The following is a 14,460-nucleotide window of genomic DNA, read 5'->3' as shown; positions in this document are numbered from 1 at the left end:
TTGCCCCCGCCCTGAACTTCTTCTTACTGGCGACGTCTGTCATTTTCAGGCATTATTAAATTATCAATAAAATATTTCAGCCAAACGCACAGTCTTTTTTCAACGATGCGCAAACCCGGAGAAACCAATGAAAAAAATTTCAGCGATCATCGTCCTGAATTATTTTCTGCTGGCATCGGCTTTTGCGCAAACATCCTCCGAGCCAGTCCTGACCGCGCGCTCCTGGCTATTGCTCGACACTAACAGCGATCAAATACTGACGGCGCACGATCAGGATAAGCGCGTCGAGCCAGCGTCGTTAGTAAAATTGATGACCGGTTATTTAGCCTGTGCGGCGATTGCGGAAAAAAAAATTAGCATGCTGCAGATGGTCAATGTATCCAACCGCGCCTGGAAGGTCGATCACGCCGGTTCGCGGATGTTTTTAGAACCCGACAAACCGGTAAGCGTTCAGGATTTGCTGTATGGTTTGATCGTGCAGTCCGGCAACGACGCTGCGGTCGCGTTGGCCGAGGCTATTTCCGGGACCGAAGAGACTTTTGTTGCGCAAATGAATAGCACAGCTAAAATCTGGGGCTTGAAGGACACGCATTTCGCCAATTCACATGGACTGCCAGACCCTGGTAACTATTCCACCGCCCGCGACTTGGGAAATTTAGCCACACACGTGGTTCAAGACTATCCCGAATGCTACAAAATTTACGCAACCAAATCTTTTACATACAATAAAATCACGCAACCCAACCGCAATCAGTTGTTGTCTGCTGATGGCGAAATTGATGGGATTAAAACCGGACATACTGCCGCCTCCGGCTATAGCCTTATAGCCTCTGCCAATCGATCCAACGGAAGCAGCGGGACCCGACGTCTGATCGCAGTCGTCCTCGGGGCCACGTCAGGGAGCGCCCGAGCACAAGAAAGCCACAAGTTATTGCAGTGGGGCTACCAGAATTTTGATACCGTCAAATTGTATGGACATGATGCGGCTCTGGTCACGCCAAAAGTCTGGAAAGGCAAACAAAACGAGGTGAAAGCAGGCTTCAATGAAGATATTTACGTCACCGTGCGGAAAGGCCAGTCAAAGAAAATAAAACAGACGATTGCGATTAATAATCCCCTGCTTGCGCCCATTGCTGAAGGTAGCAGAATCGGACAACTCAAAGTGTTGGTGGGCGATACTGTGATTCTATCAGTGCCGATTATTGCGCTGGCGAACGTTGAGCAGGCGAATCTATTTTCACGACTGATAGATAGTGGACGGCTCTGGGTGGGCGCTACTATTGATCATTTTATTAAGCACTAATTAAAGACTAGTCAAGCCCTAACTTCTCAGCAGCTGGTCGCTAATCACGTACTAAAGGAACGCGAGTCGAGGTTACTAAGGTTCTGCCCCTTGCCGCTAAAGTTTAAGATACGTTTATTATTTACAGATACCTTGATGGGGTCCTGAATCGCCTGTCATGCATGCTGATCGCATGCATGACACTGTTTAACGCTACAGGTTTTCAGCTAAGAAGGTCAATGTGCGTCCTTCTGCCAACGCAGCGGCACGCTGGTTATACATGGCGGGGCGACCCCAGCAATTGAACCCATGATCCGTATTGGGATAATCTCGGAAGGTGGCGTTATCCTTACCAGAAAACGCTGCCTTTACCGCTGCCACTTTGTCTTGCGAGATATGACTATCCTGAGCGGCGTAATGAAATAAGATCGGCTGCGTGATCTGGTCAGCGATATCCAGATGCTGTTCAATACCGCCGCCGTAAAAGCACACTGCAGCGTCTGCATGGCTCAGCGCCGCAGCCCGGTAGGCCAGTTGCCCCCCAAAACAAAAGCCGAGGGTCGCGACCTTACCGTTTAACTCAGGGAGTGTCCGCAAGGTTGCCACGGCATCGGCCACATCTTTTGCAGCTTGCGCGGTATCCATTTTTTGATAGAAACTAAACGCTTGCGCATTTCCCTCGTCGTCGTAATTCAAATCCAACCGAGGCGACATGCGCCAGAAGACGTCCGGGGCAAGCACAACGTAACCTGCCAGAGCGTATTGATCCGCGACAGTGCGGATATGCGAGTTCACGCCCCAAATTTCTTGCAACATTACAATGCCGGGGCCTTTGCCGGCCGGTGGTAAAGATAAATAACCACTAAAACCGGTTGCACCAGCGGTCGGGATGTCAATCCAATGTCCATTCATCGTGTAAACCTTTCAAATCGCGATCAGTTAATTTTGGAAATAACGCATAAATTAACGCTAATTTATGCGAGCACCAACGAAGGCACTTACCACTATTCATATTAGCAGATGTCCGATTTGCTAGCTTCACGGTCGCAAAAATCGCAAAAATACCCGGCTTACTTTGTTTGCAATCAAGCCGCTCACAGCTTTATCGTAAGCTTGAAACAAACTTCACCGTCCGGGTACGAACCAGGAACGGCCTCTATTGGATAGATTTCCATCGGGGAAGTATCACGGTAAATACGGTACCTGACGTTTCGTTCGACTCCACCGTTATCGTACCACCGTGCGCCTCCGTGATTTGACGCGCTATGAATAAACCCAGTCCCAAGCTCGTGGACGGACGACTGTGCGTTTGCCCCTCTACTGTCAGTTGGACCAGCGGCGTAAAAATCGCCGCCAATGATTTAGGCGGAATAACAGGACCAAGGTTCATCACCGTAACAACGATTGCATCGGAGCCCCCTTCTGCAAAAACAGTCACAGGCTGAGCAACGGTACGATATTGCGCAGCATTATTCAACAAATTAGAAAAAACCTGTTGCAATCGATCGCGATCAAAACAATCGACCAGATTGCCAGAGGTCGCCAGTTTGAACACGCAATCAGGGTGTGCAGCGCCAGCGTCCTCAAGAGCCGACTTACAAATTTCTTCAATACTCACCGCCGCACGCATCATCGGCATTTTTCCGCCAAGCTGGGTTCTTGCGTACTCAAGCAAATCGTTCACCATCGCATTCATAGTGGCCGCGCTCCGGACCACGCGGGCACCGATCTGTCGCACGCTATCTTTGGGTTGCCCCAATCGCGATAAAGAATCCCCTGCCATCGCCATTGTAGCTAAAGGACTTCTTAGATCGTGTCCAAGAATTGCCAGAAAAGTATCCCGTGTACGCGTTTCCTGATCTGAAAACGTAGTCACTGACTCGGCTAACGCGTGATCAATCGCCTCATTGAAACGCACCATATCGTAAGTAGTTTCCTCAGTAACCCGGCCAATTTTCGGCAACCACAAACGTAACACAATCGCTCTCAAAGCGCGGTATTCCGCAGTCAGTTGCGCTAGAGAAAAACCGCTAAGTTGGCGCAAAACACCATGCGTTGCAGCTGCGCTTCCGTCATCTGCCACCATCCCGGCAGCGCCTTCAATCTTGTCATTTTGTTGCTTTACACTTTGAACAGTCACAATATCAAGCGCTATTTCTTGTAATATTATTTTCACATGGTCACGCAGCGCGGTAGTCGAAAGCTGGTTCGCAGGGGCGCCGAGTGTGCGTGCAACAGATTCCCATTCTTTGATAATCTGCTCGGTGTGGCTGTTGATAAAACCAGATAGTTTCATAATGAGCGTTGTACCCTGAAGGTACAGTCCTTTATCGAAAACACCAAAAATCCCATAATATTTACAGGTGGCAACGCGATCAGGCGTACTACCAATCAAGTAAATAAAATACAACGAGTCGTTATAAAATAGATAATAATCTTAAAAGTAGAGACGCGCGAGATACGTTTAAAATATACGGCGCCGTGCCGCAAATGCGCACATCGCCCGCACATTAATATGAAGTCCCCATTTATGTGCAATCGCTGTGCTTAATTACCAGAACACAAGAACGCGCGTGCATGCGTATCTCGGAGTGAATTATATAAAATTCGCCACAGGTAAGCTATAAACGTGTGCAAGGAAAATTGGGAGACGCTAGTAGAATAAGGCTTCGCTACTGGCTATACACGCCAGCTTTGAAGAGCGCGTTCATGGCCGCAGCATTGCTTATCCAGGGGCCTGTAATGTGCCAGCAGCTTTTTGCAACGCGCCAATTAGTTGCGCTTCATCCTCTGCACTGGTCAGACCTATAAAGACAATTAATGAGAATTGATCCGCTAACCCGGCAAAGGGAATGAGCATAATGCGCAACCCAACCATGTTCAGCTCATAAGGTGACTTATCGTGCGTGAGCCAGACGATCCCTTTGGCACGCAGTATTTTTCCCGAGAAGGTCGAGAGTATTTCTTTTAGTTTTTTCTTCTCGAAACGACAGTCGAATTTAAAATTAAAACTACGTATTTCTACACCGTGAGCAGTATTTTTATGCATCACCGAAGCCGACTTGCCGTCGCAGCCCGAACCAATCACGGCGTCTATTGAAGAGTCAAACAGCAGCGCCAGCGCAATCTTTCCCTTTTTCGCGTCAACGATGGGTATCGCCCTGGTGATAAGGGAAATCTGGCGATGGACAACAGCTTTCTTCTGTTCCGAAATCAAATCGACCTTAGTCATTATTAACACGCTGGCCCCCATAATTTGACGTCGGGAAATATCCCCGACATAGGGGTCACGCAGGGTATTATGGATATGCTCCGCGTCGATTAAAACAGCGATCGCACATAATCGAAACGCTTTATCCAACAGGCCAATTTGCGCAATCCTTGCCGGGTCCGAAACACCACTGGCTTCGATCAGCAGGATATCGGGCCGCGTTTCGCGCGCGCTTATGTTGATCAACGCCTCAGTCAAACTGTCGCCAATAGAGCAACAGATACAGCCATTTTCTAAAAGTATGACATCGTCTGTTTTTGAGCGAATAAGCGCACCATCAACGTTGATACTGCCGAAGTCATTGACCAGCACGGCGATTGTTTTGCCTGTCCGTGCAGATAAAACCGCATTGAGCAAAGTGGTCTTACCCGCCCCTAGATAACCGCCAATTACCACCAGATCGATGGGTTTACGTCTATCGGGGGCGGCGGATAGCCTGTCTAAGTGTGATAAGGCGGTGGGCGTCATTTTGGAGATTTGAATATCTTGCCACCTAACACTGTGCCCCACACGGGAATATCTTTTAAGTGGTCTGGATCAATCTGCGTCGGGTCTTGTTCCAGCACTGCAAAATCAGCAAACTTTCCCACTTCAATGCTGCCCACCAAATGGTCCATCTTCAATGTATAAGCCGCACCCAGCGTGATCGCATGTAAAGCCTGCGCGACCGAAATACGCTCGTTTTCACCCAGTACGTGACCGGAAGATGTTTTTCGCTGCACCGCACACCAGGCTGTGAAAAGCGGGCTGAGTTGCGTAATCGGCGCGTCAGAATGGAACGCAATCGGGATGCCCAGGCGAAGTGCTGAAGCTGCCGCGTTCATTCTGTGGGCGCGGTCCGGTCCCATGGTTTGGGTGTAATGGGCATCGCCCCAATAGTAAATATGATTGGAGAAAAAGTTGATACAAAGTCCGAGGGCGGCAATGCGGCGCAATTGCGCCGCGTCGGCCATCTGGCAATGCTGCAGTGTATGACGATGATCCCTACGCGGATGCTTTGCCAATATTTTTTCAAATGCATTGAGGACCAGTTCTACGGCCTCATCGCCATTGGTATGAATATGAAGTTGCAGGCCATGGATATGAAATGGTGTAAACAACTCTACGAATTGACTGGGTGGGATAATCCATAAGCCATTCTCCTTTCCGTTAAAATAGCCGGGCCATTTCACGCGTGCGGTGAACCCTTGTATCGAGCCATCGACGATTACTTTTACCGCGCCATAATGTAGTTTTTGGCTATTTTCTGCGATGGCATCCTGCAATCTTTTTAGTCCATTTTCCGCGCTTCGTTGCGGTCCATAGGCGGGAACAATCCGCACGGGATAATTTTCATCCGAGGTTATCTTACGCAAATTTTCTGTGCCAGTTGCGGATAAATCATTAAGCAGATCAGTGGCCGTAGTCACCCCGGCCAGCTGCGCAACTTTTCCAAAATTCCAGATTGTATTTTCTTTTTCGCTGGAAGAAATCGCCAATTGTTTTCCAATGAGTCTGTAGACCGGAAACATTGCGGCGAATTCCTGCAGTTCACCGGATGGCCGACCATCTGCATCTTTATGAATACCGTCAATCTCGCTATCTTCGTCGATACCGGCTAGCGATAACATGGCCGAGTTTACGTTCATCAGATGGACGCTGGCATGCAAGATAGCAATTGGGCGGACCGCAGATACAGTATCCAATTCTTTCGCCGAGAGCCGTGCGGTGCCAAAGAAAATTGGATCAAATCCCCATCCCAGCAATTCGGCACAAGCGTCGGTCATTACCTTTTCGGCTTCTGTCAAACGTTGGATGACTTGATCTAAGGTAGTCAGTCCTTTCCAGCATTTTCCATCCGGTCCGCGTCTGTCGTAAAAGCCGACGTAGACGGCGTCCCACATCGCTCCTTCCATCAAGTGGCTATGTCCTTCCACTAATCCGGGCATTAAAATCTTGTCCCGGAAAGTAATATCAACGTCAACCTCACCCCATAGACTGACTTCTTCCAGCGACCCGACCGAAAGAATTTTTCCTTCGCGCACGGCAACACAGGTTGCCTCCGGCTGACTGCTATTCATAGTAAGAATTTTGCTCGCAACGAAAACTTGAATAACCGGATTTTTTATACCAGGAAAACTCACACGGACTCCACAAAATTAAGTAATGGCTGACAACGCTTCACGACAACACCGGCTGGATTTTTTTAGAAAATAATTTCATCAAAAAATTAGCGACAAAAAGGACGATGATGTTGCACACCAAACAAATCAGACCAATATTGATACCGCCCAAATCAACTTTATTGACATACATCACTATCGCCATGACTTGCCCGACGATTATTCCTAATGCCACGGCATTGGCTTTCACGCCTCTAAAAAACAGGATGATCATCATTCCCGGAAAAAATTGCGTGATCCCATAATAGGCGGTGTTAATAATCGTCAGCATCAAGTTAGGCGTAAACAACGTCAGGACGATGGAGGTGGCAAGGTACAGGACGATCACAAACATGGTGCTGGTCTTCTGCTTGCTTTCAGGAATATGCGGTGCCAGATTCCGCGTCACCAACGGCCCGATCGAAAGGCAGATACCCGCTAACACCAATAATCCCGATAGCGCGGCACCGGCGGTTACCAGGCCCAGTAACCATCCGGGCAACAAATTCACCGCAGCGGCGAAGAAGGCTTCATTTGGATTTTCAAGTTTTAAATTTGCACTGATGGCATAGTACGAGGCGACAATCAGAAACGGATACATCAACATATATAGTGGCATCGCAATTTGGGTTTTGCGTATCGTGTTGGCACTTTTTGCGGTGAAGAAATTTTGTACCGCAAAAGGAAACACGTAAAAACCTAGCGATTGGAAGAACATGGTGCTCATCGAAAACGTGAGCTGCTCCGTATCCATAGTGTTGCTGACATGTGCGCTGGCCGCACGAAAAACTTCAGTTACGCCGAACTCCCAAGAGACGGCCACCCCGACGATCACTATCGCTGCAACCATCAAAATATCTTTGAGGATAGCGATGTAAGCCGTGGCTCTTACCCCAGAAATAGCGATGTAAATAAATGCTAAAACCGCGGAAATGAAAATGAGATAAATTGGCTCCAGATTCCACCCTAAACTTTTTAAGGCGGCGACCAAACCGGTAAATTGCAACTGCCCCCAAGGAATCAAAAATAGAATCGCTGAGACGGCAACCACAACTTCCAGAAAGCGACTCTGGTAGTATCCCTTGAACAAATCAGGGAGCGTAATGGCGTTATATTTTTTGCCCGCCTCCCATATTTTTGGACCGATAAAGTAGCCTATCGGATAGGCTAATAAAATATAGCCCAGGAACCATACACCATAGGTTGCACCCTTGGCGTAAATCCCGCCCGGCAGACCGACCATGGTGCCGATGCTATAAATCTCTCCGGCAGCCAGAAAAAATACAAGGTAGACGCCAAACTGGCGCGAGGCGACAAAAAAATCATGAACGCTTTGGCCGCTATGGCCCTTTTTTGAACGAATTGCTAAATAGATTGAAAAGGCGATGAAGCCTAGAAAGACGACGGTGGACATAACAGCTTTCTGGTGGTTTGGTGGTTACCGAACGGGTGAACTTTAATCGTCGGCGTCGACGTTCTTACTGTCAAAAAAAATCCAGCAAGCGAGCATGCAAACCGATGTCAATATCATCCATATAAATATCCAGAAATAAATAAATGGAACGCCAAACACATTGGTATTAACGGCATTAACCCAAGGGAGCAATGCGATTACAGCGATATAAGGTATCCCTATACCGATCAAAAATTTCACCATTTTGCCTCCAGACATTTGATATTTTTTTCCAATATGCTGCAAAATTATGGGTCTTGCAAAATAATTATTCTTATCCCAATTACTTTTAGTTATACCGAGAGCGCGGGACGCATCTGATTCTGTGAGCGCACTCCTGCCCGACCGATGCCGAATCCGCTCAACTGATTTGGTAAAAATTGCTCCTTGCCTGAAATATCGGCAATAAGTCACAAGAGTGCGGGCGAACCTTTGAGCTGCACCGGGATGCGTTAGGGGGTAGTGTTGCAAAGATTGGGGAGCAACTACAACCTGCCACTCATCACTACACCACCGCGCTAAACCAGCCAGACGCTGGCGGTGCAAGCGGCGGCTTAACTATTTTCGGATCGAAAAAGTTGAACCTAGCCGACCAGCAATGGTTGCAGTTTTAACGCGGCGACCTTTAAGTTTGGAATGTATTCCATCAGTTGATCCAGCGATTGGCGGGCTGTCAGCGCATGACAGGCAACCGCCGCTATAGTGCGACCGTCAGGTGCGCAAACCGGTACGGCAATCGCGACCATCCCGTGTATAAATTCTTCATTATCAATGCCGATTCCGCGTACATCGAGACGCGTCAATTCGACGGCCAGAAGATCCACATCCACGATAGTTTTAAGTGTTAGTGGGTTTAAGACCATCATGGAAAGCATTTTTCTTTGATCGATTAATGGCAAACGCGACATAAATAATTTACCGCTCGCAGTGCAATGCATCGGTGCGAGCGTGCCCACCGGCAAATGCAGCCTTAAGGGTTCGGGCGTATCCACCCGATCAACATATAACACCTTACTGCCTGCCGGAATCGTCAGATTGCATGTCTCTCCAATCGCGGCGACAAGATCAACAAGTATGGCGCGGCAGCCCCGCATCAATGCATTATTTTTTAATGTAGACAGTGCCAGATCGGCTGCAGCGGGGCCTAATAAATAGCCGCGATCAATAGGCAGGCGGAGTACATATCCCAATTGTGCCAACCCTTCAAGGGTTCGCATCATCGTCGCTTTTGGAATCCCGGTGCGATGGGAAAGCTGTGACAGCGTTTGCGGATGTTGTGCTGCGGCGAGATGCTCAATCAGGCGCAGAACGCGTAAAACCCGCATGTCTCCGGGTTTACCCAGAGCACCATCCGATCGTGCAGAGTTTCGAAACAGTTTTGTCATTTTTTGTTCCACTTATCACCTATTTGTAAAATTCTGATTGTGAGCATGCTCTTAATAACATATTTTGGACCATTATGTTCCGGATAAAAGAATAACTGCAAAATAGAAAGCAGCTCGTTCGCCATGCCGATCGCAAAACCGCCTCACAACCATCATGAATCCCAACGATCCGGTTCTACAAGGAGACCACCGCATGTCCCGTAGTTTTGATTACATCATCGTGGGCGCTGGATCGGCGGGTTGCGTGTTAGCAAACCGCTTATCGGAAAATCCTGCCAAAAGTGTTTTGTTGCTCGAAGCGGGAGGACCGGACCATAACCTCTGGATTCATATCCCCGTCGGCTATTTCAAGACCATGCATGACCCGAAGCTGGACTGGTGTTACGTCACACAGCCTGACCAAGGCATAAACGGACGTCGCTTGCAGTGGCCCCGCGGCAAAGTGCTCGGCGGCTCCAGTTCCCTGAATGGCTTACTGTACGTGCGGGGGCAAAAAGAAGATTACGACCATTGGGCGGCACTCGGCAACAAGGGCTGGAGTTACGCCGAAGTATTGCCTTATTTTAAAAAGTCCGAGGATCAGGAGCGCGGGGCCGATGCTTACCACGGGGTTGGTGGTCAATTAAAAGTATCGGATTTGCGTCTGCGTCGACCCATTGCGGAACACTTCATTGCGGGTGCCAAAGACATCGGTATCCCTTATAACGACGATTACAACGGGCGCACGCAGGAAGGCGTCGGCTATTTTCAACAAACCGCGCACAAAGGTCTGCGCTGGAGTACAGCCAAGGGATTTTTACGCCCGGCCAAAAGAAGACCGAACCTCCACGTAGAAACGAAAGCGCACATTACGCGCGTTCTGCTCAAGGACCGCCGGGCCGTTGGAGTCGAATACCGCATGGACGGTCTGTTGCATCAGGTGAGCGCGAATGCAGAGGTAATTTTGTGCGCTGGCGCAATCGGCTCTCCCCAGATCCTGCAATGTTCCGGCATTGGTCCCGCAAAATTATTGCGCCGCGTGGGTGTTCCGGTCGTACACGATCTACCGGGTGTTGGACAGAATTTGCAAGACCATCTTCAAACCCGACTGGTGTTCAAAACGCGATTAAAGACACTCAACGATGAGGTCAATAATCCGCTTAATAAAATTAAGGTGGGGCTGCAATACCTGCTCTCACGCTCCGGCCCGCTAACCTTGGCAGCAAGCCAGGTAGCGATATTTACCAAGTCCGATCCATCAGTGGCGCGCCCGGATATACAGTTTCACATGCAGCCCCTTAGCGCCGATAAACCTGGCGAAGGCGCACATAAATTTTCTGCTTTCACGATGTCCGTCTGTCAGCTAAGGCCCAACAGCCGCGGGTATATTGCCATTCAGTCCAACGATCCTTTGCAATATCCCGAGATTCATCCCAATTACTTATCCGACGAACGCGACCATCCGGTAGTTATCGGCGCGCTTCGGGCGGCACGAAACATTGCAGGCGCGCCGTCTCTGGCCCCGCACATCTTGTCCGAATTTATTCCCGGATCAGCGTATCAGACCGATGCCGAGTTACTCCAGGCAGCGCGACAATTTAGCCAGTCGATCTACCATCCTGCGGGCACCTGCAAGATGGGCAGCGGTCCGATGGCGGTCGTAGATGACCGGCTGCGGGTGCATGGTATTAAAGGATTACGGGTGGCCGATGCTTCGATCATGCCTGAACTGGTTTCCGGTAACACCAATGCACCGACCATCATGATTGCAGAAAAAGCCGCTGATATGATCGTTGCAGATTCTGAAAAGCGGCAATCAGGCAACCTCTATCTGACCGGCACCGCAAGAGATCACGCGGAGCAAGCCGTATAACGGCCGTCGAAATCATCTTAAAAATCCTTAAAAAACGTTTTTTTCACACCTGAAATAAAAAACACTGCATCAAAAAGGGGGATTTGTTTAATCGCTCAATCGGTAAATATCTCCGAAAATGTGGTGCAGAACCACCACTATTTATCAAATAAATTTGAAGACATCATGCAAAATAGCGACAGTAAAAAAAAGGAATTACGGCGCGTGGTGTTAGCGAGCGTGGTCGGCGCCACCATCGAGTGGTACGATTTTTTTCTGTACGGCGTCGTCGCTGGCATCGTCTTGAATAAATTATATTTTCCTGGCAGCGATCCCTTGGTATCAACCATGCTGGCGTATGGCACATTTGCGGTCGGCTTTTTAAGTCGTCCGATTGGCGGCGTTATCTTTGGACACTTTCAAGACAAAATCGGTCGCAAGAGCATGCTGGTAATGACGCTGATGATCATGGGTGTTTCTACTTTCTTGATTGGCCTGCTCCCATCCTATGCGCAAATCGGCGTCGCTGCCCCGGTTATGCTGTTAATTTTACGCGTTGTGCAAGGGATAGGTCTGGGTGGCGAATGGGGTGGCGCGGTGCTCATGGTATACGAATACGCACCCGTAAAGGAGCGAGGATTTTACGCAAGCTTGCCGCAATTGGGTCTTGCCATCGGGCTATGTATGGCGTCGGGTGTGGTGGCATTGCTGTCTTATGTATTGACGGATGCGCAATTTATTTCCTGGGGTTGGCGCCTTGCCTTTATCCTGTCCGCAGCACTGGTATTCATTGGTATGTGGATACGTTTGACCGTGATGGAAACCCCGGAATTTCTAAAAATCAAACGCCATAGCGCCGAAACACAGATTCCCTTTTTTGACATGATAAAGCGTTATCCGGGCAACGTTCTGAAAGGGATGGCAGCACGTTATATCGACGGCGTATTTTTTAATATATTTGGCGTTTTTTCGATCAGCTATCTGACCAATTCGATTAATATCAGTCGCACCGATGCATTGATTGGCGTTATGGCATCGGCAGTTGTGATGTGCTTTTTTATTCCCGTTTTTGGTCATTTGTCGGATCGAATTGGGCGCACTAAAGTATTTTTCTGGGGCGCGCTGATCACCAGCTTTTCTGCCATTCCTGCATTCTGGTTTATGTTGCATAACGCTGACAATGTATTGGTATTATGGCTGGCGATTGTAATACCTTTTGGTATATTGTACGCATCGATCTACGGACCCGAGGCGGCGTTATTTTGCGATCTGTTCGACGCAAAAGTGCGCTATACGGGAATCTCGTTTGTGTACCAATTTTCGGGAATCTTTGCCAGCGGACTGACGCCGCTTATCGCCACTTATCTGCTTAAAACAGGCGGTGGGCAGCCATGGCACATTGTCGGGTATATCCTGTTTGCAGGACTGGTATCTGCGCTCGCTGCGCTGTCAATCGGCAAAGTTAAGCGCACTGAATTACAGTGTCGGACATTACGGGAAGCACGCTAATCGGCTGGAAAGTGACGTCGATCTTTAGCGTCACTTTATCGCCAATGACGGATAGTTTGCAGAACCCTTCCGCTCCGCTTCTCATCCGGTACGCTAAAGTTTCAACTCCAGCGTACCGTCTCATCATTCGCTTTGGTGCCGTTTTGTGGGCTACCTCAACGTGAATTCATTTGGTTAATTTTGGCGTGGCGATTTGTATGGACGCACGGCGCGGCATGCCAGTAAATGCAAAATCAACGTCGGGCTGACGGTCGCAAATGATATCCGCAATCGCACGTCCGGAGCCACACCCCATCGTCCAGCCCAGTGTTCCATGTCCAGTGTTAAGGTACAAGTTGGATATTTTTGACTTGCCGATATAAGGGACATTGGATGGCGTCAGCGGACGCAAGCCGGCCCAATACACTGGATTACCGTAGTCACACGCGTCGGGAAACAAAAACCGGACTCGCTGTGTGATGGCATCGCAGCGTGCTTGATTTAACTCGCGCGTGTAGCCGTTTAACTCACAGGTTCCTGCGACACGCAGGCGATCGCCTAGCCGCGACAATACCAGTTTGTGACTGTCATCCGTTAAAGATACTGTTGGCGCCGCGTCGGGATTAATAATCTGGTAAGTCGCCGAATAACCTTTGCCGGGGTAAATCATCAGGTCAATCCCAAGCGGCTTCAACAGCGGTGCCGAGAAGCTGCCAAGTGCCACCACAAAGGCATCAGCATGGATCGTCTCATGATGGCCGCTGGGGGCGATGACTTCGATCTTTTTAATCTGCTTATCTGCGCCACTTCCTTCTGCAAGCAAGCGCGTGACCATAGTATTAAATCGAAACTGAACACCGCGTTGCGCGGCCTTTGCCGCCAGTGCGCAGGTAAATTTATAGATATCTCCGGACTCGTCGGTGGCAGTGAAATCACCGCCAACAATCTTGTCGCGCAGCCCGGCTAACGCTGGCTCCAACCGAATAATTTCCTCTACGGTAACGGTATTGCGCGGACAACCCAGTTCACGCATCAGGGCAGCGGCGGCCAGCGACTTGTCGAACTCTTTGTGGTCGGTATAAAAATGCAGAATACCGCGCGTCAGCGCATCGTAATCCATGCCAATTTCGGCGCGCACTGCTTGTAACGTTTGTCGGCTATATTCTGCAATTGCGACAATCTGCCGAATATTGTGATGGATACGATGGGGCATGCATTCACGCAGAAAGTGCGCGCACCACTTCCATTGCAATAACTCTGGCCGCAGTCTGAACAACAGCGGTGCATCCTCTCTGCCAAGCCATTTGATGACCTTAAGCAAGGTATGCGGATTTGCCCACGGTTGGGCGTGCGATACGGAAATCTGACAGCCATTGGCAAAGCTGGTCTCTTGCGCAGGACCGGGCTGCCGATCAATGACTGTTACTTCATGCCCCGCTTTGCTCAGGAACCAGGCAGACGCGACGCCTGCAATACCAGCGCCCAAAACGACGACTTTCATGCTAATTCCACTTTCTGTTGTCCATTTTATTGCTTTGCCCGGCTCCTGCGCCGATGCGCTGAAGCCATGCGATCGGCAGTAACGGGTGATTTTGCCGGGAGCTTTCTT

11 protein-coding genes are annotated in these 14,460 nt (G+C 49.3%); 3 read left to right on the top strand and 8 right to left on the bottom strand.

Annotated elements, in window-relative coordinates; translation table 11 throughout:
• Window positions 1-127: 127 nt before the first annotated feature.
• Entirely contained in the window at window positions 128-1,303 is a 1,176-nt protein-coding gene (locus HAV38_RS02870) for a D-alanyl-D-alanine carboxypeptidase family protein (protein ID WP_168052237.1), read from the top strand.
• A gap of 192 nt (window positions 1,304-1,495) precedes the next feature.
• Here the strand turns inward: HAV38_RS02870 and HAV38_RS02865 are convergent, their stop codons facing one another.
• From HAV38_RS02865 to HAV38_RS02835, 7 genes are all read right to left on the bottom strand, one after another.
• Window positions 1,496-2,194: a dienelactone hydrolase family protein gene (locus HAV38_RS02865; protein ID WP_168052236.1), complete on the bottom strand. Its 699-nt coding sequence runs from the start codon at window positions 2,192-2,194 to the stop codon at window positions 1,496-1,498.
• A 244-nt stretch (window positions 2,195-2,438) separates the two neighbouring features.
• Window positions 2,439-3,578 (bottom strand): sensor histidine kinase, encoded by a 1,140-nt coding sequence (locus HAV38_RS02860; protein WP_168052235.1) that lies wholly within the window; start codon window positions 3,576-3,578, stop codon window positions 2,439-2,441.
• A gap of 429 nt (window positions 3,579-4,007) precedes the next feature.
• Window positions 4,008-5,021 (bottom strand): CobW family GTP-binding protein, encoded by a 1,014-nt coding sequence (locus tag HAV38_RS02855; RefSeq protein WP_168052234.1) that lies wholly within the window; start codon window positions 5,019-5,021, stop codon window positions 4,008-4,010.
• The gene (locus HAV38_RS02850) at window positions 5,018-6,613 is read right to left on the bottom strand and encodes an amidohydrolase (RefSeq protein WP_168052233.1); all 1,596 of its coding nucleotides are present in this window, start codon (window positions 6,611-6,613) and stop codon (window positions 5,018-5,020) included. The genes HAV38_RS02855 and HAV38_RS02850 overlap by 4 nt, the downstream gene beginning before the upstream one ends.
• A 100-nt stretch (window positions 6,614-6,713) precedes the next feature.
• Window positions 6,714-8,108 (bottom strand): sodium:solute symporter family protein, encoded by a 1,395-nt coding sequence (locus tag HAV38_RS02845; protein ID WP_168052232.1) that lies wholly within the window; start codon window positions 8,106-8,108, stop codon window positions 6,714-6,716.
• Between the two features lie 42 nt (window positions 8,109-8,150).
• The gene (locus tag HAV38_RS02840; RefSeq protein WP_168052231.1) at window positions 8,151-8,351 is read right to left on the bottom strand and encodes a DUF3311 domain-containing protein; all 201 of its coding nucleotides are present in this window, start codon (window positions 8,349-8,351) and stop codon (window positions 8,151-8,153) included.
• A 380-nt stretch (window positions 8,352-8,731) separates the two neighbouring features.
• On the bottom strand, window positions 8,732-9,532 hold the full coding sequence (locus HAV38_RS02835; RefSeq protein WP_168052230.1) for an IclR family transcriptional regulator: 801 nt from the start codon (window positions 9,530-9,532) through the stop codon (window positions 8,732-8,734).
• A 193-nt stretch (window positions 9,533-9,725) separates the two neighbouring features.
• On the opposite strand from HAV38_RS02835, the gene HAV38_RS02830 reads away from it, so the two are divergent.
• Window positions 9,726-11,384 (top strand): GMC family oxidoreductase, encoded by a 1,659-nt coding sequence (locus HAV38_RS02830; RefSeq protein ID WP_168052229.1) that lies wholly within the window; start codon window positions 9,726-9,728, stop codon window positions 11,382-11,384.
• 165 nt (window positions 11,385-11,549) lie between these two features.
• Complete coding sequence (locus HAV38_RS02825) at window positions 11,550-12,872, top strand: MFS transporter (protein ID WP_168052228.1); 1,323 nt, start codon at window positions 11,550-11,552, stop codon at window positions 12,870-12,872.
• 166 nt (window positions 12,873-13,038) lie between these two features.
• Here the strand turns inward: HAV38_RS02825 and HAV38_RS02820 are convergent, their stop codons facing one another.
• Window positions 13,039-14,442, bottom strand: a complete 1,404-nt coding sequence (locus tag HAV38_RS02820; protein ID WP_342448151.1) for a D-amino acid dehydrogenase — start codon at window positions 14,440-14,442, stop codon at window positions 13,039-13,041.
• Between the last annotated feature and the right edge of the window lie 18 nt (window positions 14,443-14,460).

This window comes from Glaciimonas immobilis (assembly GCF_011947285.1).
Classification (GTDB): Bacteria; Pseudomonadota; Gammaproteobacteria; order Burkholderiales; family Burkholderiaceae_D; genus Glaciimonas; species Glaciimonas immobilis.
The sequence above is the reverse complement of the archived record's forward strand: the minus strand, read 5'-3'. Positions and strand labels throughout refer to the sequence as shown.